Genomic DNA, 2,297 nt, shown 5'->3' on the forward strand with positions numbered 1-2,297 from the left:
ACCACCGGGGGCCGGGCCGCGGCCGTCCTCGCCGTGCACCGGTGCGTGCCGGTCCGGCGCGCGGGCAGGACCCCGCGTACGTTCGAACGAGTGACGCGCAATGCACTGCCCCGCGTCCGTCCGTCCAAGTGGAACATTAGACTCGGCGGATCGGCAGGGCTTGACGGCTCATAAACGGAAGCGCAAGGAGGCACGGGTGACGATGCTGACCCGCATCAGGGGACCGCGCGATCTGGACCGGCTGGGCCCGGAGCAGCTCCAGGAGCTGGCGGCGGAGATCCGCTCGTTCCTGGTGGACGCGGTCGCCAAGACCGGCGGACACCTCGGACCCAACCTCGGTGTCGTCGAGCTGACCATCGCCCTGCACCGTGTGTACGACTCCCCGAGGGACAAGGTCCTCTTCGACACGGGCCACCAGTCGTACGTGCACAAACTGCTCACCGGGCGTCAGGACTTCTCGAAGCTGCGGAGCAAGGACGGCCTCTCCGGCTATCCCTCCCGCGCCGAGTCCGACCACGACATCATCGAGAACTCGCACGCCTCCACCGTCCTGGGCTGGGCCGACGGCCTCGCCAAGGCCAACGAGGTGCTGCGCAAGGACGACCATGTCGTCGCGGTGATCGGGGACGGCGCCCTCACCGGCGGTATGGCCTGGGAGGCGCTGAACAACATCGCCGCCGCCAAGGACCGCCCCCTCGTCATCGTCGTGAACGACAACGAGCGGTCGTACGCGCCGACCATCGGCGGCCTCGCGACCCATCTGGCGACCCTGCGCACCACCGACGGGTACGAGCGCTTCCTGGCCCGGGGCAAGGACCTCCTGGAGCGCACCCCGGTCGTCGGCCGGCCCCTGTACGACACGCTGCACGGCGCCAAGAAGGGCCTCAAGGACTTCATCGCCCCGCAGGGCATGTTCGAGGACCTCGGCCTCAAGTACGTCGGCCCCATCGACGGCCATGACATCGAGGCCCTGGAGTCCGCGCTGCTGCGCGCCAAGCGCTTCGGCGGCCCGGTCATCGTGCACTGCATCACGGAGAAGGGCCGCGGCTACGAGCCGGCCGAGCAGGACGAGGCCGACCACTTCCACGGCATCGGCCCCATCCACCCCGACACCGGGCTGCCCATCGCCGCCGCCGGCATGGACTGGACCTCGGTCTTCGGCGAGGAGATGGTCAAGCTCGGCCACGAGCGCGCGGACATCGTCGCCATCACCGCGGCCATGCTCCAGCCCGTCGGCCTGGAGAAGTTCGCGAAGGCGTTCCCCGACCGCGTCTACGACGTCGGCATCGCCGAGCAGCACGGCGCGGTCTCCGCGGCGGGTCTCGCCACCGGCGGGGTGCACCCGGTCTTCGCCCTCTACGCGACCTTCCTCAACCGCGCCTTCGACCAGGTCCTGATGGATGTCGCCCTGCACCGCTGCGGAGTGACGTTTGTTCTCGACCGCGCCGGGGTCACCGGCACGGACGGCGCCTCGCACAACGGCATGTGGGACATGTCGATGCTCCAGTGCGTGCCCGGACTGCGGATCGCCGCCCCGCGCGACGCCGACCAGGTACGCGCGCAGCTCCGGGAGGCCGTCGAGGTCGAGGACGCCCCGACCGTGGTCCGCTACTCCAAGGGCGCCGTCGGCCCCGCCGTCGCCTCCCTCGGCCGGATCGGCGGCATGGACGTGCTGCGCAGGCCCGAGGAGGGCACGGCCGATGTGCTGCTCGTCTCCGTCGGCGCGCTCGCCCCGATGTGCCTGGAGATCGCCGCGCTCCTCGACAAGCAGGGCATCACGACGACGGTCGTCGACCCGCGCTGGGTCAAACCGGTGGACGAGGCGCTCGCCCCCCTCGCCGAACAGCACCGCGTCGTCGTCACCGTCGAGGACAACGGCCGCGTCGGCGGTGTCGGCTCGGCCGTCGCGCAGGCGCTGCGGGACGCCGGGGTCGACGTACCGCTGCGCGACTTCGGCATTCCGCCGCGCTTCCTCGACCACGCCTCCCGCAAGGAGGTCCTGGCCGAAATCGGGCTGACCGCTCCGGACATCGCCCGCCAGGTCACCGGTCTGGTCGCCAAGCTCGACGGCCGGCTGGTCGACGCGTCCGCCGAGGTCGCCCGCGACTGAGACCCCGCCGGCGTTCAGCTCCACCCGCGCCGGATGGCGTGAATGGGCCGTGGGGGGGCGCGCCCCCCGCGGGGGGCTCCCCCCGCCCCCGCCACGGGCCTCGCCGTCGAGGCCGAGGAGGCCATGCCGGATCTGGTGGTGCACCGGATGCGCCGGGCGCTGCGGCCGGGGAAGGTCTTCGTCGACC

The 2,297-nt window shown here is 71.8% G+C and carries 1 protein-coding gene and 1 pseudogene; both read left to right on the forward strand.

Annotated features, from left to right (window positions below; genetic code table 11):
• Nucleotides 1-202: 202 nt before the first annotated feature.
• Nucleotides 203-2,110: a 1-deoxy-D-xylulose-5-phosphate synthase gene (dxs, locus tag ACFXPK_RS25050; protein ID WP_385007993.1), complete on the forward strand. Its 1,908-nt coding sequence runs from the start codon at nucleotides 203-205 to the stop codon at nucleotides 2,108-2,110.
• 90 nt (nucleotides 2,111-2,200) lie between these two features.
• Nucleotides 2,201-2,297 (forward strand): annotated as a pseudogene (locus tag ACFXPK_RS25055) (ATP-dependent DNA ligase); the annotation flags it as partial.

The sequence above is a fragment of the Streptomyces sp. NPDC059142 genome, from assembly GCF_042755665.1.
Lineage (GTDB): Bacteria > Actinomycetota > Actinomycetes > Streptomycetales > Streptomycetaceae > Streptomyces.